Origin of the sequence: Mesorhizobium sp. Root554, assembly GCF_001427025.1 — a bacterium.
GTDB lineage: Bacteria > Pseudomonadota > Alphaproteobacteria > Rhizobiales > Rhizobiaceae > Mesorhizobium.
The window spans coordinates 3559142-3584284 of record NZ_LMGA01000001.1 but is presented as its reverse complement, the minus strand read 5'-3'; the positions used below and the strand labels follow the sequence as shown (position 1 = coordinate 3584284).

The window sequence follows — 25143 nt, the reverse complement described above, 5'->3', positions numbered from 1 at the left end:
GATTGCTTGACGCGGACGGTTGAAACGGCCTCAGGGACCTGCTCTTCATTCGAATGTTGACTTGAAGACGCGGAATCCTAAGTGGAGGGTGCCTCCGTTTAACAGTTGGGGCGGACCACCATGCGTTTCAAGCCCAAGGACAAAATAGAATCCGCCTCGCCGGAAGAGCCGGGCCGGGCAGACGCCGTCTCTGACACCGAGCCAAGGCCTTTGCGCGCCGATGCGCAACGCAATCGCGACAAGCTCATACAGGCCGCCGCGACCTTTTTTGGCGAACAGGGTGTCGATGCCCCTCTGGAAGAGATCGCGCGACGCGCGGATGTGGGCATCGGCACACTTTACCGGCATTTCCCGACGCGCGAGCACCTGGTAGAAATCGTCTACAGGCGCGAAGTCGAGAGCCTGATCGCGGCGGCTGGCGAACTGGCGCATGAGCACAAACCCGACGTGGCGCTGGAGCTGTGGATGCAGCGTTTCGTCGATTACATAGCGACCAAGCGCGGGCTGGCCAAAAGCCTGCGCATCCTTCTCACCAGTAATTCGTCCCTGTTTTCCGATACGTCAGGCAAGGTCGCCCGGGTGTTGGATATGCTGGTGAGCGCTGCGGTGACAAGCGGATCGATCCGTCCGGACATCAACAGCCAGGATATCTTGCATGCCCTTTCAGGCATCTATTCGGCGCCGGAAAGCCCGGACTGGCGCGACCGTTCCCGACGGCTGACCATGCTGCTCATGGATGGCCTGCGCTGGAGAGGCGAAACGCGCTGAAGCCGGCTAACCTTCGGCCTTTCGGGTGCGTGCAATCTCAAGCAGCCTCTTACGATCGTGGCCATGCTCGGCGATCAATTCCCTGGCCTGCTTCGGTGAAAGGTCGGTGTTTTCGGCAAGAAACCGCACATCCGGATCGTCGCCGCCGGGCGTCGGAAGCCTTTCGCTCTCGTCGGCCATGTCCTTCCTTTCAGCGCTGTCCGAAGCCTTGACCCCAGCGGGGTTTTTCCCATTCGAAATTCGAACGGACGGCGCCGCATTTCGTTCCGTCTCTGTCAGAGGCGGGAACCCGTCTGCGCATCGAACAGATGAACATCCACAGGGTCGATGCGGACCGATACGGCCTGCCCGAGGCGCAGCGCCAGTCCGCGTTCGCGGAACAGGCAGGAGAGCGTTTCGCCGGAACACCGCAGCCTCGTGAAGATTTCCGACCCGGTCGCCTCGACAAGCAGCGCCTCACCACTGATGCCGGCGGTCGCGAAATGAATGTGTTCGGGCCGGATGCCATACAAAACATCACGCCCCTCAGCTGCACCCGCCGCAGCCGCCGAGACCGGCAGTTCCAACCCCTTCGTGCTGACGAAGCGGCCGCTCCCAACCTTGCCGGCAACGAAATTCATCGCCGGGGAGCCAATGAAGCCGGCCACGAACATGTTGGCTGGCCACTCGTAAAGCTCCAGCGGTGCGCCGGCCTGCTCGACGATGCCGTCATGCATGACGACGATCTTGTCGGCCATGGTCATCGCCTCGATCTGATCATGGGTAACATAGACCGTCGTGGTGCCGAGGCGCTGGTGCAGGCTCTTGATCTCGCCACGCATCTGTACGCGCAGCTTGGCATCGAGGTTGGATAGCGGCTCGTCGAACAGGAAGACCGACGGATCGCGCACGATGGCGCGTCCCATGGCCACGCGCTGGCGCTGGCCTCCCGAAAGCTGCCGTGGATAACGTTCGAGCAGCTTTTCGAGACCGAGAATCGCGGCCGCATTGCTGACACGGCTCGCGATTTCCGCAGCCTCGAAATTCTTGATGCGCAGCGCAAAGCCCATATTGTCAGCGACAGTCATGTGCGGATAGAGCGCGTAGTTCTGGAATACCATGGCGATGTCGCGGTCACGGGCGCGCAAAGCATTGACGACGCGGTCGCCGATCCTGATCGTCCCTGAGCTGATCGTCTCCAATCCTGCGATCATGCGCAGCAGGGTCGATTTTCCGCAGCCAGATGGCCCGACCAGCACGACGAACTCACCATCGCTGATATCCACGGACACGCCGCGAATGACCTTGACCGAGCCGAATTCCTTGCGGACGTCCTGAATTTCAACAGAGGCCATTCTCACCCACCCTTTACGGCGCCGGCCGTGAGGCCCGCCACGATCTGCCGTTGCGCGAATATGGTCAGCACCAGCACCGGCAGCGTCACCACCAGCGCCGCGGCCGCCAGTGGCCCCCAGCTCACCTGTTCATAGGACAGCATGTTGTAGACGGCGACCGGCAGCGTCCGCGTCTCGCGGTTGGCGAGCACGACGCCGAAAACGAAATTGTTCCAGGAGAAGATCACCGACAGGATCAGCGCCACGACAATGCCGGGCTTGGCGATGGGAAGCGCGACGAGCCGAAAGACCTGCCAGGAGCTGGCGCCGTCAATGCTCGCCGCTTCTTCCAGTTCCATCGGTGTTGTCTCGAAGTAACCGATCATCACCCAGACAACGATGGGCACCGTCACCACCAGGTGGATAATGATCTGCGGCCAGATTGTGCCGACGAGACCCACCCACTGAAACAGCAGATAGAGCGGTATGAGATAGGAAAGACCCGGCGTCATGCGGGCGATCATGACCACGACAGCCGCCTTGTCGGCTTTGAGCCGCGCAATTCCGTAGCCGGCAGGAACCCCGATCAGCAAGGCGAGCAGCGTAGCCGTGCCGGTCACCAGGATCGAATTCCACAGATAGAGGAAGAAATTGTTCTCGCGGAACACCTGCACATAATTCACCCAGGCGAAACGTTCGGGGATCAGGATCGGCGGATAGGCGCCGTTGTCGATCTCGAACTTCAGCGACAGCGAAATCATCCAGATGAAGAAAAGGATCGCCGGCGAGACCATGACCAGCGCGACGAAGAAGAGGCCGAGGCGGTTGAGGAAGCTGCTGTTCATTTCCCTTTCACCTCCGACCATTGCATGCGCTGGCGCAACATCAGGAGGACGAGCGAAAGCGCCACGATGATGATGAAGAAGATGATCGCCATCGCCGACGAATAGCCGATGTCGTAGTAGGCGAAGGCGGTGTTGTAGAGGTAGATGTTGATCGTTTCCGAAGCCGTTCCGGGACCGCCCTGGGTCATGGCGAAGATGATGTCGAAGCTCTTCAGCGCATCGATGGTGCGGATGATGGCCGCGACCATGATGAAGGGCATGATCATCGGCAGCGTGATAAAGCGGAACTGCTGCCAATAATTGGCGCCGTCGATCTCCGCGCTTTCGAAAGGTTCGCGCGGCACCGAGGCCAGGCCGCCGAGCACGATCAGCATCACCAGCGGCGTCCACTGCCAGGTCTCGACCGCGACCAGCGAAGGGATGACGGTGTTGGGATTGAAAATCCACTCCTGCGCCGGAATGCCCACCAGCGACAGCAGATAGTTCAGCACGCCGAGCTGCGGATGGAACATCATCGTCCACACCAGCGCGATGGCCACCGGCGTCGCCATCATCGGCATGACGAAGATGGCGCGAAGAAAGCCTCGCAGCGGAAAGCGCGCATCGAAAATCAAAGCCGCCAGCGTGCCGAGAAACAGCGGCGCAACGACTGACAGCAGCGTGTACCAGAGCGTGTGGACGAGCGATTCCCAAAAGCGCGGGTCGCCCCAGAGACGGACGTAGTTTGCCGCACCGACGAAGCTTCGCGGTTGGCCGAGCGTCCACTCGTTGGCGCTCATCCAGATGGTGAACACCCACGGAAAGACGATGACAGCCAACACCACAACCAGCGCAGGCAGGACGAACGGCCAGTAGTTCGGGGCCAGCCGAACCGGCTGGCCCTCGACGTCGTAAGCGGTGGGCGCGGTCGCGTCGGCCATCAGGCCTTTTCGCTCTTTTCAAGCACCGGCTTGAAGGCTTCCGTCGCCTTCTTGAGTTCGGCGGCAGGATCGCCGCCGGAAATCAGATTGGTGAGCGCCACGCCGAAAGTATCGCGGAATTCCGTCACAGGAACGATGACCGGCAGCGCCAGCCGGCTGATCTCGCCGGACCCCGCGACAGCGTCGACCCACTCGCCCGGCATGGTGACGCCCTCGCGGACTTTCTGATCGCCGAGTATGGACTTGCGGAACGGCACGCCGGCGCCTGCCTGCAGCAGCCGTGCGCCCATGATCGGCGAAACAGCCCATTGGCAGAACAGATAGGCGGCCTCCTTCTTCTCGCTGGCGGCGGTGACGCCGATGCCGTCGCCGAACGTGCCCGACGCATGCGCCTTGGGGCCTTTCGGCATGACGCCATAACCAACCTTGCCGACGACGCGCGATTTATTTGGGTCTTCGAGCGGTGGCGCGAAGCCGACGCCATCGAACCACATGCCGATGCGGCCCTGAAGGAACGCTGATTGCGATTCCGCCCAGTTGAACCCTGCGACGCCGGGAGGAGCCGAGACCGTCATCAGGCGTTTGTAGATGCTCGCCGCCTCGATGGCTTCGGGGGTTTCCGTCTGCAGCACGCCTTTATCGACGGTATATTTGTCGAAGCCGAGCATCAGCGAGGTCCAGACCGGCACATTGGCGTTCTTCAGCCCGCGCGCAACGAAGCCGAATGTGCCGGCGTCCTTGTCGGTCAGCGCTTCGGCGGCCTTGGTCAACTCCTCGAAGCTCGCCGGGTATTGCAGGCCCTTCTTCTCGAACAGGTCCTTGTTCCAATAGATGATCCAGTAGTCGACCGAGAACGGCAGCGACCGCAGCGCGCCATCGCCGTCCTTGGCGAACTCCAGACCGGCCTCGGCGAAATCGGCCTCGGTGAGCCCGGGATCGGTCAGCGTCGGGTCCTTGACGAAGCCGCCGATATCGGCGAGCCAGCCGCCCTTCTCAAATTGGCGCTTCTGCACATGATAGGACAGGTGAACAACGTCGAAGCTGGGTTTCCCGGCGCTCAGTTCGATCACCGTCTTCTGGCGCTGCTGCTGTTCAGGTGTGGCCTCCGCGTTGACCTTGATGCCGGTGAGTTCTTCGAACTCCGACATGTATTTCAGCAGCGTGTCGCTGCGCGGGCTCTTGACCAGATTGACCTCGAGCGTCTGGCCGGAAAACTTCTTCCAGTCGACCTCGGCGGAAAATGCCGGTCGGGCGCCGATAAGACCCGCGGCACCCAGGCCGGCGGCGCCGGCAAGGAACTCGCGTCTGCTTGGCTTGAATGTCTTGAACGTCATGTCTTCCTCCATCGTTTTTTTAATTGTGGACATTCCACCGACCCGCGAACACGCCTCCTCCCGGCGCAGCCCAAGGCGGCATTCGTCAGATATCGACAGCCCTCCGCCGCGCGACTTCAATGTGTTTGGTGATGGCCTGCGCGGCCGCGTCCTCATCGCGCCGCTCGAACGCCGCTATGATCTCCAGATGCTGACCCATCACCTCCGGAATCATCGGCACATAGAGGCGCGTTTCCGCCAGCCTGATCAGCTTTATCTTGAGCCAGTTCACGCGATAGGCGTTGGAGAGTATCTCGTTGTTCTGCAGTCCGATGATCGCCTCATGCAGGCTCAAATCGACCGCCTCGGCGTCTTGCATGAGGTTGGCGGCATCGCCGTTCTCGTGCCTGTGCAGGATGCGTTCATGGCTTTCGCGCAAGGCGGCGATCGCATCATCGGAAGCGTCGCGCGCGAACAGGCGCGCAGCCGGCTCCTCCAGAAAGGCGCGGAACTGGTACGCATTGCGAACCAGAGCGAGATCCACCTGCGGAACCTGCATGCCGCGCTGCGGCACCGTGCGGATCAGCCCTTCTGCCTCGAGTCGCGGCACAAGTTCCCGGATCGAGCCGAGAGGAAAACCGGTGATCGCGACCAGTTCGCGCTGGGTGATGAACTGTCCCGGCTTGATCTGCTGCTCCAGCAGGCTCCTGGTGTAGCCGACATAGGCCTTGTCCCGGAGGTTCTGGCTTTCAGACGGAGGCGTTGCCGCGGGACTGTTCACCCTGTCGTTTCCTATGCCGCAAGGATAGCATCAAAGGCGTCCGCCGCCTTTTTGGCAAGCGCCGGCTCGAGATCGCTGATCGGCGGCCGCACCTTGCCAAAGCGGGCATCCTTGCGGACATGGCCGGTCAAAGCCTTGACCGTGGGCAGCACCGGGAAGCTGGTTATCATATCGACCAGCCGAACTACCTTATCGCTGTCCTTGCCTTCGTAAATCACCGGGCGGAGCAGCGCCGGCGCCATGTTGGCGAGACCACAGATCGAGCCTTCTGCACCGGCCCTGGCGGCGCGGGCCAGCAGCCGTTCCTCGCCGATCAGGATCGCCAGATCGCCATGCTCCGCCAGGAAAGCCTCAGCATCCTCCCATCTGCCGGAGGAATCCTTGACCCCGGAAATGACGCCGGGAAAAGCTTTTCTCAGCCTCGACACCAGCGACACCGATATGGGCACGGAGGTCTGGCCGGGTATGTGGTAGAGGATGACGCCGCGTGCCGAAGCGCCGATCTTTTCGATCGTGCGCGAAAACCATGCATAGAGACCTTCGTCTTCGACGCCTTTCAGATAGAAAGGCGGCGCGAACAACAGACCGCGGGCGCCGGCGTCAAGAGCGACACGGGATTGGGCGACCGCGTCGTCGGTGGTGACTGCCATGACACCGGCATAGACCCTTTTGGCAGGCTCGATGCCAGCGCCTGCAAGGGCGCCCATGACCGCGGCGCGCTCCATCAGGCTAATGCCGTAACCTTCCCCGGTCGTGCCGAAAACAGTGACGCTGTCGCAACCTTCCGCAAGCACGTTGCGGGCATGGGTCACAAGGCGGGCAAGGTCGATGCCTCCACCCTCGTCAAAAGGCGTAATGAGCGCCGCCGACAATCCGAAAATCTCTTTTGAACGCATGTTTCCGCCCTGATGCCACACCTAACATGTTAGCGACATGTCAAGTAGTGTCAAGGCTCGATATTTCGACGAAGGAGTAGCGGCACGGTCGCCGTGAACATGCTCAAAATGGCCTGGGACTTCGCCTATCGACTTCGAAGCCGTTAGATGTGCAGGCCCGAACCACGCAGGTCGCGGGACTGATTTCGCCCGCAAGCCTGCCCCGCCAGACGGTGCAGGAAGGCGACCAGCAACTCCCCCGCGGCAGCAAGTTCGCCACCGTTGTCGAGCCTCAGATCGGGAACCGGATGCTCGAATGCATAGGCGGAGCGCGCCAGTCTGGCGACGATTTCGGCTCTGGTTTCACGGCCTCGCGCCGACAGCCTTTGAGCCAACACCTCTGGCGCTGCGTGAACCAGCACTACGGCGATGTCCTCGAAACGCGCCCGGATTGCCGGGAGCGCGCCGCGCGACCCGTTGGCGACGGCGATGCCGCCATTGGCGGTATGCGCGCGCGCCGTATCGGGAATGCCATACTTCAATCCATGGGCTTCCCATGTCACCGCGAAAACGCCGGACGCCGCAGCCGCCTCGAATGTGGCGGCGCACATTGCATCGTGATCTTCGGCGGTGGCGTCAACCTGACGCGTCACCGCGCGGCGGACGAAATGGAGAAGGGGATCGCCGGCCAACCGCGTCTTGGCATAGTCCATGAGGCTGTCCTTGCCGGCACCACTGGGGCCGACAATCACGACAAGCTTTCCGGTCCGCCCGCAAGCAGGGCCGGCATCCTGAAGGACATCGCGCTCAGGCAACGCGCCGCCCCTCTCGCCAGACAGATCGTACGACGGGGACGCCCTGCTTGTGGCGAACCCTGACCAGATCGGCCCGCAAACCTTCGGCGATGAGGCCGCGGTCTTCCAGCCCCACGGTTCGCGCCGGCGTTGCCGTCACCAACCGGATCGCCTGCGGCAAGTCCATGCCGCCCTCCTCCGAAGCCAGCAGGAACGGCGCATGGATGAGGCTGATCGGCACGTAGTCCGACGAGAGCACGTCCAGAACGCCGGCATCGGCCAGTGACTTGGCCGAAATATTGCCGGAATGCGACTTGCCACGCACGATGTTGGGCGCGCCCATCATCACGGACATGCCCGCCTCGTGCGACGCCTGGGCCGCCTGGATGCTGGTCGGGAACTCCGCCAGCCGAACGCCGAAGCCTTTCGATTCCTCGACATGCTCAAGCGTCGCGTCGTCATGGCTGGCGATGGCGATGCCGCGATCGTTGCAGGCCTGCGCAATGGCCTTGCGATTGCCGGCCGAATATTTCGCCGAATCCTGCTGCCGGCGGGCCATGAAGCGGTCGAATTCCGCGTCGCTCAGCCCGACCTTTTTCTTGTAGTAAAGAATGTACTGGTCGAGTGTCGCGAACTGCCGCTGACCCGGCGCATGATCCATAAGCGAGGCCAGTCGCACCTGCGGATCGCCGCGGAAATCCTCGAAATGCTCCAGCACGTTGCCGGCCGAAACTTCGCAGCGCAGATGGATCAGGTGACTGGCGCGCAGCCGCTCCTCGTTGCCTGCCTGCTCGATCGCATGGCCGATGGCGCGCATCTCCCCCTTCAGAAAACCGCCGTCTTCATCCGAGCCCAACCGCAGGCAATCGAAGACGGTTGTGATACCCGAACCGACAACCTGGGCATCGTGCGCCTGCAGGGCGGCCATGCTGTCCCACCGCACGCCCGGCCGTGGCGAATAGTGGGATTCCAGATGGTCCGTATGCAATTCCACCAGACCGGGAACGATATAGTCGCCCTCCATGTCTTCGCCGCCTGTATGCGGCCCGGCAGCGGCACCGCAGATCATGCCGTCGCGGAGAACCACAGAGCCGGAAATGATTTCGTGTTCGAACACCAGTTTCGCGTTTTTGAGGACGGTCTCTTGCATGTCAGGCGATCTTTCTCGCCGTCGCGGCGGCGAATGCGTGGCGGCTCAAAACGACGAACGGAGCGCCCGTTTCCGGTTCGTTGAAAATGCACAGGCTTTCGATCGATATCGGCTCCGCCAGCACCGGTTCGAACCAGGCCTGCAGGGCCGCCTGCACGGGGGCTTCCTCACCGGCATCGACCGGGCCGGTCAGCGTCATGTGGAAGCGGAATTCTTCCTTGACGTATGGGTATCCGTAGCGAAGCAGGTACGCCTGCTGCCGCGCCGTCAGGGCGTCCGGCTTGCGTCTTGCGATTTCGGCTTCGTCCAGCGGCGCCCGCAACGGGTTGAAATGATCGACCGCCGAAGCGGCAAGATTATCGATCCGGCTGTCTCTACGCTCGGGACAGAGGGCGAAGAAACGGCCGATCCGCACGATTTCGAGCTTCGGCAATTCGAAGGGTCTCAGATCCGCGCAGAAAGTTTCGGCCAAGCGGCCAAGCTGGTCCGGCGTGGCGGCGGGGCTCAACCTGAACGGTGCGACCAGCGTGCCGTGGAAACCGTAGCGACGCGGCTCTCCGACGAGACGTTCTCCCTGCAGCGCGGTCACTCCGGAGACGTGCGGCAAAGGCTGCATGCCGCCGCTGAAGGCGTCACGGCCCAGCCAACGCGACGCGGCCGCGGTCAGCGGGTGCGAGGGAGGTGGCGTAAAATACAGGGCGTATCGCATGGCCGATTCACACTTCAGAGAAACAGCTTGCGCAGCTGTTGCGACAGAAGGTCGATCAACGAGACCGTCACCAGCATGATGATGAGCATTGCCGCGGCCTCGCCATAGTAGAAGCCGCGAATGGATTCGAAGAGGACCTGGCCGATGCCGCCGGCGCCGATGACGCCGAGCACCGTTGCGGCGCGGACATTCGATTCGAAGCGGTAGAGTGCATAGGAAACCCACAGCGGCATGACCTGGGGGATGACGCCGAAGACGACCTCCTGCAGGCGAGTCGCGCCGGTCGAGCGGATCGCCTCGACGGGCCGAGGATCGACAGCCTCCACGGCTTCGGAGAAAAGCTTGGCCAGGATGCCTGTGGTGTGGATGAACAGCGCCATGACGCCAGCGAACGGTCCAAGGCCGACAGCGACCACGAAAAGCACCGCAAACACCAATTCGTGGATGGAGCGGAATATGTCCATGAGGCGGCGGACCGGCTGGACGATGTACCAGGGCGCCATGTTGCGGGCCGAAAGCACCCCGAAGGGGATCGCGAGAACAGCCGCCAGAAACGTACCCCACAGCGCGATCTGGATGGTGACGCCCATTTCCGCGAGATAGTAGCGCCATTCGGAGAAGTTCGGGTTCGCAAAACCCGCCGCATAGCTGGCCATGTTGTCGGCATCGGTGAACAGATAAGTCCACCGCGACATCTCGGCTGGCCCCCAGCTCCAGATCAGCAGGAGCGCCAGGGCGATCCAGATGAAGGCTGTCCACAGCGTGCGCGTCCAGTCGCGCGCGATTTCCGGGCGAGGCGCCTTGAGGGGAGGACTGTCGGCGAGATGCGTCATGTGTGCCTCGAATGCATGCCGCCGGCCGGATTTCCGGCCGGCGCAGCGTCAGAAGATGTCAGCTCTGGTTGCTGGCCTTGATCTTGGCTTCGTAGCCGTTCTTTTCGGCTTCTAGCTTTTCGATCTTGGCCTTCTTGTCATCCGCCGAGAGCTTGGTGTCGGCCTCGATCTTGGCGATCGACTTGGTCAGCTCCATCACGCGGATCGGCAGCAGCTGATCGTTGCTGGATTCGCGGAAGGGCGCCCATTCAAGACCGGCCAGGACTTCCCTTTCCTTGGCTGCATCGCCCTTCGACTTGTCGGTGCCGTAGGTGAGGAAGAAATCCTTGATCTTGGCCTTCGTCTCCGCGGAAAGATCCTTGCGCCAGACGATCGGATCGGCCGGGATGAGCGGCGATTTCCAGATGATCTTGATCTTGGCGAAGGCTTCCGGATTGTTCTTTTCGATCAAAGTCATGTTTTCGGTGTTGTTGGCGGCGGCGTCGAGCTGGCCGTTGGCCACCGCCATGGCGTTGGTCTCATGGTTGGAATTCGTGACGTTCTTGAAGCAGGTCTTGGGGTCGACCTTGTTGGCCACAAAGATGAAGGTCGTCGGCACCAGGTAGCCGGAGGTCGAATTCACATCGCCGAGACCGAAGTTCAGCGACTGGTCGCATTTCAGCAAATCCTCGACTGAATTGAGCTTGCTGTCCTTGGGCGCCAGGATCAGCGACCAATAGCCGGGCTCGCCTTCGACGCTGACCGTCTGGACGAAGACTTCGCCTTCGGCGCGATCGACCGCTTCCATGGCCGACTTGTTGCCGTACCAGGCCAACTGCACCTTCTTGAACCGCATGCCTTCGATTACGCCGGAATAGTCCGATGCGAAGAAGGGCTTGATGTCGAGGCCGGTGCTCTTCGCCATATCGGCCAGGAAGGGCTCCCATTTCGGCTTCAAATTCTGCTGGGATTCGGTCGATATGATGCCGAAATCGATCGTCTCGGCATGGGCCGCAGTCACCGTGAGGGCAAGCGTGGCCGCCGCTAAGGTCTTCAAAAAGACGTTCATGGATTTTTCCTTTTGGGTTGGGATTGTTCAGGCTGCAAACACGCCGGCTGGCTTCAGAACCGGCCTGACGGGACGGGACGGGGTTTTCTTCGGCGCCTCGATATCCGGAAGGACCAGTTCCTCGGAACCGTCGCCGTAAAGTTCCACCAGCATGGCGTTGGTCAGTTCCGCCGATGGGCCGTCGAAGACGATGCGACCGTCGCGAAGGGCGATTGTGCGCGGGCAATAGCGGCGGGCATATTCGACCTGATGCAGTGAGACGACGCAGGTGATGCCGTTTTCCCGGTTCACCGTCGCCAGCACTTCCATGACGCGCCTCGCCGAAGACGGATCCAGCGATGCGATCGGTTCATCGGCGAGCAGGATTCGGGACTTCTGCACCAGTGTGCGGGCGATGGCCGCGCGCTGCTGCTGGCCGCCGGAAAGCGTCGAGGCGCGCTGCCAGCCAACTTCCGGGATGCCGACCCGCGCCAGCGCTTCACGCGCTGCTCGTTTCTCTTCGCCCGTGAACAGGCCGAACGTGCCCCGCCAAAGCGAGATCCGTCCCAGATTGCCGAGCAGTACATTCGAAAGCACCGACAGGCGTCCGACGAGGTTGAACTGCTGGAACACGACGCCGACATCGCGGCGCAGCCGCCTGGCGCCATGCGCCAGCCGTCCGCCGCCCTGGATTTGCGAACCCATGATGTCGATCGCCCCGCCGCCATACTGCGCCGTCTCCAGGCCGCAAATATGCCGGATGAGCGTGCTCTTGCCGGAGCCAGACGCGCCGATCAGGGCGACCATTTCGCCGCTGCCGATGTCGAGACTGACATTGTCCAGCGCCAGCTTCTTGCCAAATGTCTTGGAGAGATTTCTGATGGATATGGCACCCATTGCGGTCTTTCCTTTGTTGATTGCTGGCGGTGACGATGATGATGGGCAAAAACCGTTCCGGTTGCCGTTATCCGCCCGATGTCCCGAGCGGTTGGGCCCAGTCCTGCTCCGCAACTAACGGTCGCCCGTGACGCGAGGATTGCGGTCCGATGTCAGTTTCATGACCGTCCACAGGCGCGTGATGCGCAGCCGCCGGTTCGTAGCGGTCGAGAAATTGCTCGGCAGAAAGGGTGCGGAAATCTTCCAACCCGGCGCGTAGCTGCGCATGATCCCAATCCCACCAAGCCAGAGCGCGCATCCTGGCCGCGATGTCGGCCGGAAACCGCATCCGGATAAGCCGGGCCGGCACGCCGCCGACGATCGCGTAGGGCGCGACATCGCGGGTGACGACGGCGCCAGATCCCACTACAGCGCCATCGCCGATGGTAACGCCGGGCAGGATGACGGCGCCGTGGCCGATCCAGGTGTCATGGCCGATGACCACCCGCTTGGCGCGGCGGGCGGCGAAGAAATCCGGCTCGTGTCCGGCGTCCTCGAAATAGTCGCCGGCGCGATAGGTGAAGTGGTGCAACGTCGCCCGCGTCATCGGATGATGCGTGGCATTGATGCGAACGGATGCAGCGATGTTGGCGAACTTGCCGATGGTGACGCACCAAGTCTGGCAGTCCTGCATCAGATAGGAATAGTCGCCGAGAACGGTTTCGGAGAGGCGGCAGCCTTCGTTGACCTCGGTAAAACGGCCAAACTCGCAATCCTCGACCACGGCGGTTGGATCGATCCGAGGCGTTTCTGACAGGCGCGGCATGGTCAGGCAGCCCTCCGGTCGGGTGCGAAGCCTGCAACGTCGATGATTGTATCGGCGACAGCGGCACGCACTTCCGCGTCATGGAATATGCCGAGAAGGGCTGTACCGGCCCGCTTCTTCTCGTCGATCATGTCGACCACGACGGCGCGGTTGGCGGCATCGAGCGAAGCGGTGGGCTCATCCAGCAGCAGGATCGGATGATCGGTGATGAAACCGCGCGCGACATTGACGCGCTGCTGTTCACCGCCGGAAAATGTCGCCGGCGGCAGACGCCACAGCCGCTCCGGCAGGTTCAGCCGGGCCAGCAGAACCGCCGCCCGTTCCCTCGCGGCGCTGCGCTCGACGCCGCGTTCGACCAGTGGCTCGGCAACGATGTCCAGCGCGCCGATGCGCGGCACGACGCGCAGGAACTGGCTGACGTAACCGATGGTGCGCTGCCGAACCTCGATCACCTTACGCGGCGATGCCGTCGCCAGATCGATGTCCTCGCCGTCATGCCGCACCCGTATCGATCCGCCATCGGCGGCATAATTGCCGTAGAGCATTTTCAGGATCGAGCTTTTGCCGGCGCCAGAGGGACCGCCGAGGACGGCGCAGCGGCCTGACATAAGCTCGAAACTGGCTCCGGAGATGACCGGAAGCGCCAAACCGCCGCGCAGATGCATGGTGAAGGTTTTCGAGAGGCCGGAAACGGAAAGCAAAAGTGACATCGACGCTGCCTCAGACCTGCAGGATGGAGGAAACGAGAAGTTGCGTGTAAGGCGCCTGCGGGTCGTCCAGCAGCCGGTCGGTGAGGCCTTGTTCGACAATCCGGCCCTCTTTCATCACGATCATGCGATGGGACAGAAGCCGCGCCACGGCGAGATCGTGGGTGACGACAATGGCGGCGAGGCCGAGGTCCGACACCAGCCCGCGCAGCAGGTCAAGCAGGCGGGCCTGCACCGAGACATCGAGGCCGCCGGTGGGCTCGTCCATGAACACCAGACGGGGCGACGTAACGAGATTGCGCGCGATCTGAAGCCGCTGCCGCATGCCGCCGGAAAAAGCGCGCGGCTGGTCGTCGATGCGGTTGGCATCGATCTCGACACGCCCCAGCCAATCGGTCGCAGTTTCGCGGATGCGGCCATAATGGCGCTCGCCGACCGCCATCAGGCGCTCGCCGACATTGGCGCCTGCCGACACCGTCATGCGCAGTCCATCCGCCGGGTTCTGGTGGACAAACCCCCAGTCGGTTCGCAGCAAGAAGCGGCGCTCGGCCTCTCCAAGCTGGTAGAGATCGCGGACCATGCCGTCGCGCATGCGATAGGAGACCGTGCCCGAGGTCGGCGCCAGCCGGGTGGAAATGCAATTGAGAAGCGTGGTCTTGCCCGAACCGGACTCGCCGACGATGGCCATGACTTCGCCCGGCCAGACGTCGAAATCGATGCCTGCGCAACCGATGCGGCTGCCATACATCTTGCCGAGCGAACGCACCGACAGCAGCGGCTGGTCGCTCGTTTCGTGCTGTCTTTCTTCAGTGGAGACCAGAGGGCTCATCACGCTGCCTCCCCGCCCATTTCACCACGATGCCCTTCGACTCGGCGGGTTTCGCAATGATCGGTATCCGAGCACACAAACATGCGGCCGCCGCGATCATCCAGCACGACCTCGTCCAGATAGACGGCCTCGGCGCCGCAGAGAGCGCAGGGCTTGTCGAAACGCTGCACTTCAAACGGATGATCTTCGAAATCGAGGCTGACGACTTCGGTATAGGGCGGCAGGGCGTAGATGCGCTTTTCCCGGCCGGCTCCGAAAAGTTGCAGCGCTTCCGACATGTGCATCTTTGGATTGTCGAATTTCGGCGTCGGCGACGGGTCCATGACGTACCGGCCTTCGACCTTGACCGGGTAGGCGTAGGTGGTGGCGATATGGCCGTTGCGGGCGATATCCTCGTAAAGCTTCACATGCATGAGCCCGTATTCCTCAAGCGCGTGCATCTTGCGCGTTTCCGTCTCACGCGGCTCCAGGAAGCGCAGCGGCTCGGGAATGGGCACCTGATAGACGAGCACCTGCCCCAGCCGCAGCGGCGTTTCCGGAATCCTGTGGCGGGTCTGGATGATCGTTGCATCCGCGGTCTTCGTCGTAGTCTCGACGTCGGCGACGCGCTGGAAGAATTTGCGGATCGACACCGCATTCGTTGTGTCGTCGGCCCCCTGATCGATCACTTTCAAGACATCTTCAGGACCGAGGATGGCGGCGGTGACCTGCACCCCGCCGGTGCCCCAGCCGTACGGCATCGGCATCTCGCGGCTGGCGAAGGGGACCTGATATCCGGGTATGGCGATCGCCTTCAGGATCGCCCGGCGGATCATCCGCTTGGTCTGTTCGTCGAGATAGGCAAAATTGTAGTTGGAAGCTTGATGATGCGCGTTCATTCCGCCGCCTCCCGGATTTCGATGGTGGGCGGGGTTTCGACAGCGGGGGCGCCCAGACCCGCCTCATATTCGGCGCGCATGGTGCGAACCAGTCCGAGTTCGGCCTGGAAATCCACGTAATGCGGGAGCTTCAGATGTTCGACGAAGCCGGTCGCCTGGACATTGTCGCAATGCGAGACGACGAATTCCTCGTCCTGGGCCGGCGCAACCACATCCTCGCCGAATTCCTGCGCACGCAACGCCCTGTCGCACAGCGCCATGGCCATCGCCTTGCGTTCCGACTGACCGAAGACCAGCCCATAACCACGGGTGAACTGCGGCGGCGCCTTCGCCGACCCCTTGAACTGATTGACCATCTGGCATTCGGTCAGCTTCACGCGCCCGACCGCTACGGCGAAACCGAGTTCCGGAAGGAAGACTTCGACCTCAACCTCGCCAATGCGGATCTCGCCGGCGAAGGGATGGCTACGGGCATAGCCGCGCTGCGTCGAATAGCCCAGCGCCAGCAGGAAGCCTTCGTCGCCGCGCGACAGGGATTGAAGCCGCATGGCCCGCGACAGCGGGAATTCCATCGGCGTCTGGTTTATGTCGCCAGGCTGACCGGTGGCCGGAAAATCCTCTTCGATCAGGCCTTCCGCGCCTAGAATGTCGGCAATCCGCGTTACGGCTTCCGGAGGGCCGTCGCGCGTCGCCCCCGCAGGAATTTCCGGGTCACCCTCAAGTTCGGCGTCGAGCAAACGGTGGGTGTAGTCGAAAGTGGGGCCTAGAAGCTGGCCGCCGGGCAAATCCTTGTAGCAGGCCGAGATGCGCCGCTCGACCGCCATCGCGCCTGTATCGACCGGCTCGGAATGACCGAAGCGCGGCAACGTCGTGCGGTAGGCGCGGACGAGGAAGATCGCCTCGATCAGATCCCCACGCGACTGCTTGATGGCAAGCGCGGCCAAGCGGCGATCATAGAGCGAGCCTTCGCTCATCACACGGTCGACGCCGAGCGCCAATTGCTCTGCAATCTGATCCAGGGTCAGCGACGGCACAGAGCGGTCACCGCGGCGACGGTCGGCCAGCAGGCTATGCGCATTGTCGATGGCGGCTTCGCCACCTTTCACAGCGACATACATGTCTATCCCTCCGCGTTGACGAGACGCGCGGAGCGCGGCAGGCAGAGGACCGCTTCCGCATCCGCCAAGATCACGTCCACCCCGCGCGGGAACCGCTCGCCGTTGGCCCGCCACTGGTCGGCGAAACTGGCCGGCAATCCCCGCGGCGCGATGCTGGCGTGGCCCTTGATTCCCGGGCCCTGGAACGTCATCTCGCTCCCGCCTGCGAGGCTTGGCAGTTGCATCACCAGCGTCGTTGAACGGTCTGGATATTCCTGCGTGCCTTGGGCGAAGCGATCGAGCGGCGGCATGGCCGCAATATCGGTGACCAGCGCGAAAGCAGCGTCCACAGGCTTCGGAGCCGAACGCGCGCCGGTGTGGAACACCAGCCAGTCCACAACCGCGCCATGGCTTGCCAGGCGCGAATCCAGCCAGAAATCGGCGTCCGCATCGAACAGGGTGCAGGCGATTGCGGCGGCGGCCGGCGACAGAGGCGCGGGCGGCGTCACCATCGGATTCAAAGGCACGACGCGCGCCGGCCTGGCCATGGCATCCATGACCGTGCGGAACACCGCCTGAGCATCCATGACCGGCCGGGCGAACCCGCCTTCCAGAGCCGAAGGTTGCGCGAACATCAGTCTTCTCCCCGCACCAGAGTGAAGAAATCGACCCTGGTGGCCGCAGTTTCCCGCCGCCGCCGTTCGTCGGCCTGCGCAAGCGCCTGCTCGATCGGGGCGATGAATTCGGCGTCGATGAGAGTGGCCCGCGCGCCGTCTTGACACAGCGCATCGATCACCGCCGCCTGACGGACTTTCTCCGGCACCCGGCCGAGCGCCATGGCGTGGCCAACGGAGCCATCCGCCAACTTCACCGTCGCCCGCGTAACGGTTGCTTCGCCGACATTGAACGCTTCCCCCGTGCCACCAATGCGGCCGCGCAGCATGACCAGACCGGTCTCAGGTCCACGCAACAGGCTATGGGGCGGCTCCGCGCCCAACGCGGCGTAGCGGGACCGCAGCGTTTCAGCGTCGCTCAACGCCAGAACCCGCATTCTTCTTTGCCTGGCCATTGTATCGCCGGCCGCCTGCGTCTTGTTTTTCATTGTCTATTGATCTATACAACTCGATGACTTATCGGACTCGTAGCGGGTTGGGATGACAGACACATGACAGGGGCTGGGACGACGGGGAAAAGACGGGCGATCCAGCGCGGCGTTGGTGTCGCGCTGTGGCGTCAGATCGCCGATGACATCCGGGGCGGACTTGCCGCAGGAACCCTCGCCGGAGCGGAAGGACGGCTGCCGCCCGAAGCAGCTCTGGCCGAGCGGTTCGGCGTCAACAGGCACACAGTGCGGGCGGCCATCGCCGCGCTCGCCCACGAAGGCGTGCTGCATCCGGTCCATGGTCGCGGCACCTTTGCACGCCGGCAGAAGCGTCTCGTCTATCCGATCGGCGAACGCACGCGCTTTTCGACAGGGCTGGGGAGCCAGGCTCGCGAGCGCCACACCGACATATTCGCCGGCGTGCAGGAATCCGCCAGCACGGAGATCGCCAAAGCGCTCGGTCTCGAAGCCGGCTCAAAGGTTATCAGAGTGGAAGCGCGCGGGAGCGCTGACGGCGTGCCGGTATCGCGCGCCACATCCTGGTTCGATGCGCAGCGTTTCCCTACCATTGCCGAAGCTTATGCCGATGCGGGGTCGCTCAGTGCAGCCCTGCGCAAATTCGGCGTCGAGGACTATCTGCGCGCTTCAACGCGGATCGAGGCGCGCCACGCCGACGAGGCCGATGCACGCGACCTGCGGCTTTCACCCGGCGCCGTCGTGATCGTCACCCACGCGATCAACGTGGATATGAAGGGCGATCCCTTTCAGTATTCGAGAACGCGGTTCCCCGCTGACCGCGTCGAACTCGTGGTGGAATCGCAAGGCAAGACGACCGTCGATTGACCGCGCCGAAGGGGGTGACGGGTCAGGTAGCGGCGTTCCTGTCCTGTTTGACCAGCCGGCCGATGGCGGCCAGCAAGAGCAAGGCGGCAAGACCGAGGACCACGACGATCAACAGGGACGCCGGCACGCCCAGTCGAACCATGACTGCGGCAAAGGCGAATGGCGCGACCGCCGACACGATCAGCCGGGCGGCCATGGCGCGGCCCTGAAGGCGACCGTAACCTTCGCTGCCAAACAGCACCAGTGGCAATGTGCCAGTGACGATGCTGAACAGGCCGTTGCCCATGCCGAAGATGACCGCGAATGCCATCGCAGCTGCAGTGGATGGCGTCGCAGCATCAAGCACCGCCACCCCGGCGGTCATGAGGCCAGCCGAGATTGCCGCCAATCTTAAAGGCGGTTGCTGGCGCATGATCATGGTCACAAATCGGCTCAGGACCTGGGACGGTCCGAACAGCGTGCCAACGACCGCAGCCATCGTGCCGAGACCGAGGCCGGAAAGCAGCGGAATCATATGGACAAGGATCGCGGCGCTGATCAGGCTTTGCAGCGCGAAGGCGCTGACCATGATGATGAAGCCCGCGTGTCGCCTCGATGGCCCCAGGGAGCCGGCGAGATGGCGGACGGGCGGCTCGGCAGTCGATGCCACGGTTGTCCGTCTTTTGGACAGCCAGGCATGTAACGGGACCGCGACAACCAGATTCAGCGCCGCAAAGATCAGATAGACCCCCTGCCACGGCATATAGGCGTGCAGCGCCGTGGTAACCGGCCAGAACACGGTTGAAGCGAAGCCGCCGATAAGGGTCAGATGAACGATGCTGCGCTGCGCCGTTCCGGGGCCGATCTGCACCAGCAGGGCAAACGCGGCACCATATTGCACCAGGTTCGACGCTACCTGGATGGCGATGAGCGCGAGAATGAAGGACGGACCGTTTGGCGCACAGGCGCAGGCAATAAGCGCGATTGCTGCCAGGATTGAGCCGGCGGTCATCGCCCGCCCCGCGCCGAACCTATCGATCCAGCGCCCCAGCAGCGGCGCCGCCAGTCCACCCACCAGCAGGGCTGCCGAGAGCACCGCGAATATCCACTCGGTGGACCAGCCGAAATCGCCGGCCATGTCGTCAGCCAGAATGCTGAAACTATAATACAGCGTTCCGTAGCCGATGATCTGGGTGATGCCGAGAGCGACGACAACTTTGATCGCAGATCGCCTTTCAATCGGCAGCGGAGTCGAATCTTCCTCAATCGGCACTCGGACCGGAACCATCTCAGGGTCGGGTGGAGCGGTCATTGCCAACACCTACGGTTTCGCCATCGGCGGATGCTTGTCCGGTGCGGGAGGCGGAGAGGCAACGTCCAGCTGTCCTGCGCAACAATCATCCATCAGGAAACGGATAAGCCCTTTCAGGGTATCGTATCTGGCGGTGTAGATGATCCACCGGGACTCTCGGCGTGTGGCGAGAAGCCCTGCCTGCTCCAGTTCCTTGAGATGAAAGCTGACATTTGACGCAGAGACTTGCGCCTTTTCGGCTATGGCGCCGGCCGCCATGCCTGTGGCGCCGGCGACAACAAGCAAACGCAGGATCCGAAGCCTGGTTTCCTGCGACAGCGCATGAAAGGCCAGCAGGGCCTGACGTTCTTCCATATTTCTATAATCCTATGAATGTTGAAATATGGATATTCCCCTTTCCTGGACCGGGCAAGATGAGTTGCGACAATTCGACCGTACATGGAGAGCGGTTCGGACTTTGATGCGATTACGACCAGCCGGGTGGCACGCGGTGTCACCGAGATAGCACAAAGCTTGATCTTGCCGATTGCCCGGACGGTTGACCTCATGATACGAAGCCGCCAGCGCGGGCATGATGTAGTGGTAGCCTGGAAGCTTCCCAAGCTTTTCGTGCGGGTTCGATTCCCGCTGCCCGCTCCAGCTTCCAATCCTCAAACCCCACGGCGCGCCCCGCGCGGAAGCACGGCTTCGTCAGTAAATATCGAAGTCGAAATACTTCGCCTGGATTTTCCTGTAGGTGCCGTCGGCGATGATCGCATCCAGCGCGGCGTTGAGGCTGTCGCGCAATTCGGTGTTATCCAGACGAACGCCGATGCCAGCTTCGGCCGCCGTGCCTTCGATATCGCCGAGCATCCTGCAACATGCACCGTCAACGCCGTTGAGCCAACTCATCAGGAAGAACTTGTCGGAAAGGACGGCGTCGAGACGTCCGTTCATGAGATCAGCCATCGCCTCCTCCTGCGACGGGTAGAGCTTCACGTCGGCGCCGGCCTTGCCGTAGACCTTCTGGGCATAGTCGCCGAGCACGGTGGAAGCTTGCGCGCCCAACGCTTTGCCCTTGAACGCGGCTGCCACGGTGCCGGAAAGGTCGCTGGCCTTCGGAGCCACAAGGGAAAAGGGCGTGGCATAGTATTTATGCGTGAAGGCGATCTGCTTCTTGCGTTCATCGGTGATGGTCATGGAAGCGACGATCATGTCGAACTTGCCGGCCTGGAGACCGGGAATGAGGCCATCCCAGTCCTGGGCGACGATCTCGCATTCCACCTTCAGCCGCGCGCAGAGCGCATTGGCGATGTCAACGTCGAAGCCAACGATCTTGCCATCCGCTGTTACGCTGTTGAAGGGAGGATAAGCGCCTTCCGTGGCGATCCTCAGCTTCGATTGTGCGTTGGCCGGAAGGCAGGTCGCGGCGACCATGGCCAGGCCGAGCAGAGACGCGAGCAATCCTGAAATTTTCATGCTTTTCTCCTGGCGCGATGCGGCAAAGCTCGGTGCCTGCGGCGACGCCGTGGCCGCTTCAGCGCGCGGCGCGGAAATGTTTCGACAGTTTCAGGCCCTGCGCCTGATAATTGGAACCAAGATCGGTTCCGTAAAGTGCCGAAGGCCGCTTCAGCATGTACTCATAAACCAGCCGTCCGACGATCTGCCCATGATCGAGGATGAATGGCACCTCGTGGCTGCGCACCTCAAGCACCGCGCGGCTGCCGGTGCCGCCGGCGGCCGAATGTCCGAAACCCGGATCGAAGAAGCCTGCATAATGGACGCGAAACTCGCCGACCAGCGGATCGAATGGCGTCATCTCCGCTGCATAGAGCGGCGGCACGTGCACCGCCTCGCGCGACACCAGAATGTAGAACTCGTCCGGATCGAGAACGAGCTCGCCGGCGCCGCTCTTGTAGAGCGGTTCCCAGAAGCCGGAGACATCCTGGGCGGCGCGCTTGTCGACATCGACCAGTCCGGTGTGATGCTTGCCGCGATAGCCGATCAGCCCATCCTTGTCGCCGGCAAGGTCGATCGACAGCGCGATGCCTCCGCCGGAGATGTTGGGCGGGTCGACCGCCACCAGCGTCTCGGCGTGGTGCAGCGCGTGCAGTTCCGTTTCCGACAGCAAAGCGTTGCCGGTCCGGAAGCGGATTTGCGACAGGCGTGACCCGGCCCGCACGACGATCGGAAACGTCCGCGGACTGACTTCGAGATAGAGCGGCCCCTTGTAGCCGGCGGCGATCTTGTCGAATTCGTGCCCGCGATCGGTCATGACCCGGGTGAAAATGTCCAAACGTCCGGTGGAGCTCTTCGGATTGGCCGAAGCGGAAATCTCCCCCGGCAGCGCCAGGCTTTCGAGCAGCGGCACGATGTAGACGCAACCGGTCTCCAGAACCGAGCCCTCGGTCAGGTTGATCTCGTGCAGCTTCAGGCGTTCCAGCTTCTCGGCGACCGTGCTGTCCGGTCCCGGCAGGAAGGAGGCGCGCACCCGGTAGGCGGTTGCGCCGAGCCTCAGATCGAGGCTGGCCGGCTGAATCTGGTCAGCGTCGAGCGGGCGCTCGCTCTTGAGCGCGCCGGCCGCAAACAGCGCCGCTATATCCTGGTCTGGGAGAATTCCGGTCTGCCGCAAGGCTCTGGTTCCGCTGATAGGCCGATCGGAGGCCGCTGGCCTAACCTCTTAATCAAGCCGGCGATTGACGCAAGCCGGCCCCAGGTCTAAAGGACCTTTATCCCGTGGTGATTTGGCCGGTCGGCTTGCAGCCACGTTAAACAAGTCGCTAAAGGACCGTCGGCGAGAGCCATAGGACCGGTTGCGACTTTCGCGGCCGGTTTTTTTGTGTCGGAACAGGGATCATGACTGAGAAAAAGCGCAACTGGAAACCCGCAACGCAACTCGTGCACGCCGGAACGCTTCGTTCCGAGTTCGGTGAACTGTCGGAAGCGATGTTCCTGACGCAGGGCTACCACTACAAGAGCGCCGAACAGGCTGAAGCGCGTTTCAAGGGCGAGGAACCGGGCTTCATCTACTCGCGTTACGCCAACCCCACCGTCGACATGTTCGAAAAGCGCATGTGCGCGCTGGAAGGCGCGGAAGATGCGCGCGCCACCGCCTCCGGCATGGCGGCCGTCACCGCCGCGGTGCTTTGCAGCCTGAAGGCCGGCGACCATATCGTCGCGGCCCGCGCCCTGTTCGGCTCCTGCCGCTGGGTGGTGGAAACGCTGGCGCCCAGATACGGTATCGAGACGACGCTGGTCGATGGCAGGCAGACGAGGAACTGGCAGGATGCAGTGCGTCCCAACACCAAGCTGTTCTTCCTGGAAAGCCCGACCAATCCGACGCTGGAAGTGGTCGACATCGCCGCCGTCGCCGCCATTGCCAATTCAGCCGGCGCGCGGCTGATCGTCGACAACGTCTTTGCCACGCCTTTGCAGCAGAAGCCGCTGGAACTCGGCGCGCATGTCGTCGTCTATTCGGCCACCAAGCACATTGACGGCCAGGGACGCTGCCTGGGTGGCGTCGTGCTATCCGACAAGAAATGGATCGACGAGAACCTGCACGACTATTTCCGTCATACCGGCCCCAGCATGTCGCCGTTCAACGCCTGGGTCCTGCTCAAGGGCCTGGAGACGTTGCCCCTGCGCGTGCGCCAGCAGACGGAAGCGGCCGGGAGGATCGCCGACTTCCTGGCCGAGCATCCCAAGGTTTCGAAGCTCATCTATCCGGGCCGCGCCGACCATCCGCAGGCCGACATCATCGCCAAGCAGATGACCGGCGGTTCGACGCTGATCTGCTTCGACCTGAAGGGCGGCAAGAAACCGGCTTTCGCCTTCACCAATGCGCTGGATATCGTCACCATCTCCAACAATCTCGGCGACGCCAAGAGCATCATCACCCATCCGGCGACGACGACGCACAAGAACCTCGCCGAAGAGGCGCGGGCGGAACTCGGCATAGGACCGGGGACGCTACGGCTGTCCGTCGGCCTGGAGGACACGGACGATCTGATCGCCGACATCGAACAGGCGCTGGCGAGCGCCTGAGTTTTGGTGCCATTTCGGACGGCTGCGTTCAGACGCCCGAAATGGCTTCCTCGGCGGCTTTGGTGCGGATGTCCATTTCGTTGCCGCGCCAGTTGACTGCGCCGCCCAGCCAACCGCGCAGCCATACCGCCGGCAGGATGGCATCGCGCACCAGCATCGCCGCAAGCAGACGCGGCGATGCCTGCCAACCCTTGGCGAGCGCCAGGGCGTATTCCGGCAGGTAGATGGCGGCGAGCACGACCATCGCGACAACTGGAATGCTGAGCCCCAGGCTCCAGGCAGCACATAGCGCAAGCAGTAAAGGAACCGCCGCGCCGATCAGGATTTCCGGCGCGAAGAACAGTGGGAACGTCACCCTGCGCAACCGCGCCCAGCGTATCTGCCGCGACCAGATTTCGGGCAGCGTGCGGCGGCCGAGCGGCTGCTCGAAGGGCGAACTGACAAGCCTGACCTGCAGGCCGAGGCCATTCACAAGCTTGGTCGCGGCCGCGTCCTCGGCGATCTCGGCTGCCAAGGCATGGATGCCACCGTTGGCATCCAGCATTGGCTTGTTCCACAGCATGCTCTTGCCCTGCGCGAAGCCGTAGCCGATGGCCGCGCCGGTATATTGCCAGCGGGCCTGCAGGGTGTTGAGGAAAGCGCATTCGACCTCGGCCCAGAAGCCGTCCGGCCGCGAACCGATGGGCGTCGAGCAGACGAGACCGGTGTCGGCGTGCCACGCCGCCATCATCTGCTGCACGTAGTCCCGCGGCATCAGCACGTTGGAATCGGCTAGGATCACCCATTCGTGGCGAGCCGTCTTCCAGCCCTTGACGCAGTTGTTGAGCTTTGGGTTGCCGCTGAAGCGATCGTCCCCGACCAGCAGTCGCGCCGGCACCAGCGGAAACCGCGCCATGACACGCTCGATCACCGGGGCGACCGGATCATCGGCATGGGCAATGCAGAAGATCAACTCATAATCGGGCCAATCCAGCGAGAAGGCCCGCTCCAGCGTTTCCTGCGTGAACGATTCCATGCCGCGCGACGGAATGACGATCGAGACCGGCGGCGCGTCCGCTTGCGGTGCCAGCAACTCGCCCTGTGGCCTGAGCCGGGAAGAAGCGAGAAGAATGCCGACGACATTGATGGATATCAGGGTGAGAGAGGCGGCTGAAGCTGCGACTGTCAGTTCCATGGGCACCTGGTCCGTGGCAACGGTTCCGCTTGACGGCCCCGTTCCTTGAATGCCTTCAATCGGACACGAGTCGCCAGATCGCGGCTGCCGCGAAAACATCATCGTTTCATGTCAGGGCGATGACATGGCCTGTCGGATATTGTTGACCTGCAGGCACCGGCGGCCGAAG

At 62.7% G+C, this 25143-nt stretch carries 28 protein-coding genes, 1 tRNA gene and 1 riboswitch; of the genes, 4 read left to right on the top strand and 25 right to left on the bottom strand.

The features are described 5' to 3' along the window. The first annotated feature begins 120 nt into the window (after positions 1-120). A complete protein-coding gene (locus ASD44_RS17295; RefSeq protein ID WP_082542522.1) occupies positions 121-768 on the top strand; it encodes a TetR/AcrR family transcriptional regulator in 648 nt (215 codons plus the stop codon). A 6-nt stretch (positions 769-774) separates the two neighbouring features. Here ASD44_RS17295 and ASD44_RS18620 read toward each other — a convergent pair whose 3' ends face one another. The 20 genes from ASD44_RS18620 to phnG form a co-directional block, all read right to left on the bottom strand. Continuing rightward, entirely contained in the window at positions 775-948 is a 174-nt protein-coding gene (locus ASD44_RS18620) for a hypothetical protein (RefSeq protein WP_200946430.1), read from the bottom strand. A 95-nt stretch (positions 949-1043) separates the two neighbouring features. Further along, positions 1044-2102, bottom strand: coding sequence for a sn-glycerol-3-phosphate ABC transporter ATP-binding protein UgpC (gene ugpC, locus ASD44_RS17290; RefSeq protein ID WP_056114775.1), 1059 nt, complete (start codon positions 2100-2102; stop codon positions 1044-1046). A gap of 2 nt (positions 2103-2104) precedes the next feature. Further along, a complete protein-coding gene (locus ASD44_RS17285) occupies positions 2105-2926 on the bottom strand; it encodes a carbohydrate ABC transporter permease (RefSeq protein ID WP_056114773.1) in 822 nt (273 codons plus the stop codon). Further along, entirely contained in the window at positions 2923-3846 is a 924-nt protein-coding gene (locus ASD44_RS17280; protein ID WP_056114770.1) for a sugar ABC transporter permease, read from the bottom strand. The genes ASD44_RS17285 and ASD44_RS17280 overlap by 4 nt, the downstream gene beginning before the upstream one ends. Beyond that, the gene (locus ASD44_RS17275; RefSeq protein WP_056116452.1) at positions 3846-5180 is read right to left on the bottom strand and encodes an extracellular solute-binding protein; all 1335 of its coding nucleotides are present in this window, start codon (positions 5178-5180) and stop codon (positions 3846-3848) included. Before ASD44_RS17275 ends, ASD44_RS17280 begins: the two co-directional genes overlap by 1 nt. Positions 5181-5265: 85 nt before the next feature. Then, a complete protein-coding gene (locus ASD44_RS17270) occupies positions 5266-5940 on the bottom strand; it encodes a GntR family transcriptional regulator (RefSeq protein WP_056114767.1) in 675 nt (224 codons plus the stop codon). A gap of 11 nt (positions 5941-5951) precedes the next feature. Continuing rightward, positions 5952-6836 (bottom strand): dihydrodipicolinate synthase family protein, encoded by an 885-nt coding sequence (locus ASD44_RS17265; protein ID WP_056114764.1) that lies wholly within the window; start codon positions 6834-6836, stop codon positions 5952-5954. A gap of 143 nt (positions 6837-6979) precedes the next feature. After that, positions 6980-7567, bottom strand: coding sequence for a phosphonate metabolism protein/1,5-bisphosphokinase (PRPP-forming) PhnN (phnN, locus tag ASD44_RS17260; RefSeq protein ID WP_244478797.1), 588 nt, complete (start codon positions 7565-7567; stop codon positions 6980-6982). Positions 7568-7622: 55 nt separating this feature from the next. Then, entirely contained in the window at positions 7623-8759 is a 1137-nt protein-coding gene (locus tag ASD44_RS17255) for an alpha-D-ribose 1-methylphosphonate 5-triphosphate diphosphatase (protein ID WP_056114761.1), read from the bottom strand. A 1-nt stretch (position 8760) separates the two neighbouring features. Next, the gene (locus ASD44_RS17250; RefSeq protein ID WP_056114758.1) at positions 8761-9468 is read right to left on the bottom strand and encodes a DUF1045 domain-containing protein; all 708 of its coding nucleotides are present in this window, start codon (positions 9466-9468) and stop codon (positions 8761-8763) included. A gap of 14 nt (positions 9469-9482) precedes the next feature. Further along, a complete protein-coding gene (gene phnE / locus ASD44_RS17245; RefSeq protein ID WP_056114756.1) occupies positions 9483-10301 on the bottom strand; it encodes a phosphonate ABC transporter, permease protein PhnE in 819 nt (272 codons plus the stop codon). A 58-nt stretch (positions 10302-10359) separates the two neighbouring features. Continuing rightward, positions 10360-11349, bottom strand: coding sequence for a phosphonate ABC transporter substrate-binding protein (phnD, locus tag ASD44_RS17240; RefSeq protein ID WP_056114752.1), 990 nt, complete (start codon positions 11347-11349; stop codon positions 10360-10362). 27 nt (positions 11350-11376) lie between these two features. Continuing rightward, positions 11377-12225 carry a phosphonate ABC transporter ATP-binding protein gene (gene phnC / locus ASD44_RS17235; RefSeq protein WP_056114749.1) on the bottom strand — a complete coding sequence of 283 codons (849 nt, stop codon included), beginning with the start codon at positions 12223-12225 and terminating at the stop codon, positions 11377-11379. A gap of 67 nt (positions 12226-12292) precedes the next feature. Next, entirely contained in the window at positions 12293-13030 is a 738-nt protein-coding gene (locus ASD44_RS17230) for a DapH/DapD/GlmU-related protein (protein WP_082542520.1), read from the bottom strand. Between the two features lie 2 nt (positions 13031-13032). Further along, positions 13033-13740 (bottom strand): phosphonate C-P lyase system protein PhnL, encoded by a 708-nt coding sequence (gene phnL / locus ASD44_RS17225; RefSeq protein WP_056114746.1) that lies wholly within the window; start codon positions 13738-13740, stop codon positions 13033-13035. A 10-nt stretch (positions 13741-13750) separates the two neighbouring features. Further along, complete coding sequence (gene phnK, locus ASD44_RS17220) at positions 13751-14566, bottom strand: phosphonate C-P lyase system protein PhnK (protein WP_056114742.1); 816 nt, start codon at positions 14564-14566, stop codon at positions 13751-13753. Beyond that, entirely contained in the window at positions 14566-15444 is an 879-nt protein-coding gene (locus tag ASD44_RS17215; RefSeq protein WP_056114738.1) for an alpha-D-ribose 1-methylphosphonate 5-phosphate C-P-lyase PhnJ, read from the bottom strand. The genes phnK and ASD44_RS17215 overlap by 1 nt, the downstream gene beginning before the upstream one ends. Beyond that, positions 15441-16562, bottom strand: a complete 1122-nt coding sequence (locus tag ASD44_RS17210; protein WP_056114735.1) for a carbon-phosphorus lyase complex subunit PhnI — start codon at positions 16560-16562, stop codon at positions 15441-15443. Before ASD44_RS17210 ends, ASD44_RS17215 begins: the two co-directional genes overlap by 4 nt. Positions 16563-16564: 2 nt before the next feature. Then, complete coding sequence (gene phnH / locus ASD44_RS17205; RefSeq protein WP_056114732.1) at positions 16565-17176, bottom strand: phosphonate C-P lyase system protein PhnH; 612 nt, start codon at positions 17174-17176, stop codon at positions 16565-16567. After that, positions 17176-17643, bottom strand: coding sequence for a phosphonate C-P lyase system protein PhnG (phnG, locus tag ASD44_RS17200; RefSeq protein WP_056114729.1), 468 nt, complete (start codon positions 17641-17643; stop codon positions 17176-17178). The genes phnH and phnG overlap by 1 nt, the downstream gene beginning before the upstream one ends. A gap of 63 nt (positions 17644-17706) precedes the next feature. Here phnG and phnF point away from each other — a divergent pair, with 63 nt between their 5' ends. Beyond that, positions 17707-18486, top strand: a complete 780-nt coding sequence (gene phnF, locus ASD44_RS17195; RefSeq protein WP_056114725.1) for a phosphonate metabolism transcriptional regulator PhnF — start codon at positions 17707-17709, stop codon at positions 18484-18486. Positions 18487-18508: 22 nt separating this feature from the next. Here the strand turns inward: phnF and arsK are convergent, their stop codons facing one another. Continuing rightward, a complete protein-coding gene (arsK, locus tag ASD44_RS17190; protein ID WP_244478796.1) occupies positions 18509-19777 on the bottom strand; it encodes an arsenite efflux MFS transporter ArsK in 1269 nt (422 codons plus the stop codon). A gap of 9 nt (positions 19778-19786) precedes the next feature. Continuing rightward, a complete protein-coding gene (locus tag ASD44_RS17185) occupies positions 19787-20131 on the bottom strand; it encodes a metalloregulator ArsR/SmtB family transcription factor (RefSeq protein WP_056114722.1) in 345 nt (114 codons plus the stop codon). A 211-nt stretch (positions 20132-20342) separates the two neighbouring features. Here ASD44_RS17185 and ASD44_RS17180 point away from each other — a divergent pair. Beyond that, positions 20343-20416, top strand: a tRNA-Gly gene (locus ASD44_RS17180). Between the two features lie 51 nt (positions 20417-20467). Here the strand turns inward: ASD44_RS17180 and ASD44_RS17175 are convergent. Continuing rightward, a complete protein-coding gene (locus ASD44_RS17175; RefSeq protein ID WP_056114718.1) occupies positions 20468-21235 on the bottom strand; it encodes an ABC transporter substrate-binding protein in 768 nt (255 codons plus the stop codon). A 58-nt stretch (positions 21236-21293) separates the two neighbouring features. Continuing rightward, complete coding sequence (locus tag ASD44_RS17170) at positions 21294-22388, bottom strand: 2'-deoxycytidine 5'-triphosphate deaminase (RefSeq protein ID WP_056114716.1); 1095 nt, start codon at positions 22386-22388, stop codon at positions 21294-21296. 94 nt (positions 22389-22482) lie between these two features. Then, a riboswitch (SAM riboswitch) is annotated at positions 22483-22560 on the top strand. Positions 22561-22612: 52 nt separating this feature from the next. Between ASD44_RS17170 and ASD44_RS17165 the strand changes: the two genes are divergently transcribed. After that, the gene (locus tag ASD44_RS17165; RefSeq protein WP_056114712.1) at positions 22613-23800 is read left to right on the top strand and encodes an O-succinylhomoserine sulfhydrylase; all 1188 of its coding nucleotides are present in this window, start codon (positions 22613-22615) and stop codon (positions 23798-23800) included. A gap of 28 nt (positions 23801-23828) precedes the next feature. On the opposite strand, the gene ASD44_RS17160 is transcribed toward ASD44_RS17165, so the two are convergent. Beyond that, a complete protein-coding gene (locus tag ASD44_RS17160) occupies positions 23829-24974 on the bottom strand; it encodes a ceramide glucosyltransferase (protein WP_056114709.1) in 1146 nt (381 codons plus the stop codon). Between the last annotated feature and the right edge of the window lie 169 nt (positions 24975-25143).